The sequence below is a fragment of the Labrenzia sp. OB1 genome, assembly GCF_001624695.1.
In the GTDB taxonomy this organism is placed as follows: domain Bacteria; phylum Pseudomonadota; class Alphaproteobacteria; order Rhizobiales; family Stappiaceae; genus Roseibium.
This window is the reverse complement of sequence record NZ_JSEP01000078.1, coordinates 1-2032: the sequence shown is the minus strand read 5'-3', so window position 1 is coordinate 2032 and position 2032 is coordinate 1. Positions and strand designations below refer to the sequence as shown.

At 60.5% G+C, this 2032-nt stretch carries 2 protein-coding genes; both read left to right on the top strand.

The features are described 5' to 3' along the window. Positions 1 to 193: 193 nt before the first annotated feature. Positions 194 to 1429 (top strand): phage tail protein, encoded by a 1236-nt coding sequence (locus OA90_RS27745; protein ID WP_068420261.1) that lies wholly within the window; start codon positions 194 to 196, stop codon positions 1427 to 1429. A gap of 50 nt (positions 1430 to 1479) precedes the next feature. After that, positions 1480 to 1992, top strand: coding sequence for a phage major tail tube protein (locus OA90_RS27740; protein WP_082837327.1), 513 nt, complete (start codon positions 1480 to 1482; stop codon positions 1990 to 1992). Positions 1993 to 2032: the final 40 nt, after the last annotated feature.

Here is a 2032-nt window from a genome sequence, read left to right as displayed (position 1 = left end):
CGAAAGAGTCAATCTCGTTGTGGCTCCCAAGAAGCAGAGGAGGGCTCGAAGCTGACGTTGACACCTCCCGCCGCGTAGCCTGACGCGGCTTCACCATTTCGGTCTGTGTCCACCAGGACAATGGCCCTCAAACAGCTCACACACCGCCCTCGAGGCGGTTTTTTTGTGCCCGCAGCCAGGCAAGGAGAAAGACATGACTACCCCTACCTTCGGAATGAGTTTCACGCGCCCGGATGATGAAGTCGTCCCCGCACTTGGTGCGGATTTCTCGCATGTCCTGATCATCGAAACCTCGGAAGACGCGTCCGCGGTCGAATTTCCGGAAGGCGAGCCGGTTCGCTTTTCAACGAGTGACGCAGCCAAGGTCAATGCCCTTGGTACCGGCCTGCTTGCCGATGCGGTGAACGGCATCCACGACCAGTTGAATGACCTTAATTCGGGCGCAGACGTGACTGTTGTCCGGGTGGCCGAAGGCGTCGATACGGCGACCACAGCCGCATCGATCGCCGCCGTGGTCAACGACATTGCCAGCATCCCGTCCAAAGTGAACAAGACGCCGCGCATTGTGGTTGCCGGCCGGACTGCCTGGCGTCCGGATCTTAACACGACCAATCCGGTGATTGCGGCGCTGGAAGCCAATCTCGGCAAGATCCTGGCCGTCGCGCCGGTGGACGTTGACGACACGTCCACGTCGAACGCGATTGACGCCCGCGAAACCATGTCGTCGGAACGGGTGATGCCGATTGGCGTGGCCGCCCGGATCTGGGACGGGGTCCAGACGGTTACTGCCCCGATGGCACCGCGCGTTGCCGGTCTGATGATCCGGATCGACAACCAGGTGGGCGCCGGCAAGCCGTTCCATCCCTTCGCGAACCGCTCCCTGTTCGGTCTGGCCGGCATTTCGCGCAAGATCCCGTTTTCGACGCTCGACGGTTCGACGGAGGGCCAGCAGCTGCTGGCGGCGAATGTCGCCATCGTCGCGGAAGGCGAGACAGGTGTCGACGGGGCAGTGGCAGATGGCGGTTACAAGTTCATCGGCACTGACAATGCGCAGACCGGCGAGCTGTGGGAACAGATCCACCAGGTGCGTGGCACAGATTACATCATCACGCAGTTCATCGAGATCACGAACCAGTTCCTCGGCCGCCGGATTGCGGCCGACACTGTCGAGGCCTGGATCAACTCGTTTGCCTTTGCCCTGCGTGATCACGTCAACGAAGGCAACATCCTCGGCTATTCGTCCAAGAGCGAAATGTTCGAGAAGAGCCAGAACAGCCCGGAAAGCATCCGCCTGGGAACGCTGAAACTGACCATAGGTATAGAGCCGGCGCCGGTCTTCAAACTGGCTCAGCACGAAATCCGCCGCTGGAGACCGGCCGTTGAAGGCATGGTCAACGAGATCATCGCGCGCCTGGCCAACGACAGCTGACCTGGCACCCACTTCGGTAATCAACCGACCAAGACAATCAGGATATGATCATGCAGAAGATTTACATGCTGACCGCCGTGGACGTTCGCCGGGCGGAAAAGGAAGGCACCTCGCGGGCAACCTCCATCTCGAAACTGACCATCCCGCCGATCAAGTTCGCGACGGCAGGTCACAACCCCGGCGGAGGTGTCATGGCGACGGATTTCAATCTGCCGCGCATCGAGGCGCTTGAGCCGAAATTCATGGTCAAAGGCCTTGATACGGAAATCTTCGGCGGGCTTGGCGAGGTGGACCGCTGGGTGTTTGCCGGTGCCTACAAGAACAAGAAAACAGGCTTACCCGTACGGGGCCGCGCCGTCATCGAGGGGGCGATCTCTCAATGGGAGCCGGATGAGAGCGATCCGGCCGACTTCCAGGGCTGCAATCATGCCTTGACCGAGGTCACCCACTTCGAGCTGACCCTCGACGGCAAGGAGTTGTTCTACGTCGATTTCTGGGAACGCATCCTGCGCCGGAACGGCGTGGATCTGTTTGAGGGCGTGCGCGGCGCGCTCGGCGCTTAACAGCAACGCTCATTCTGAAGTTTTACAGGCCGGGCTCAGT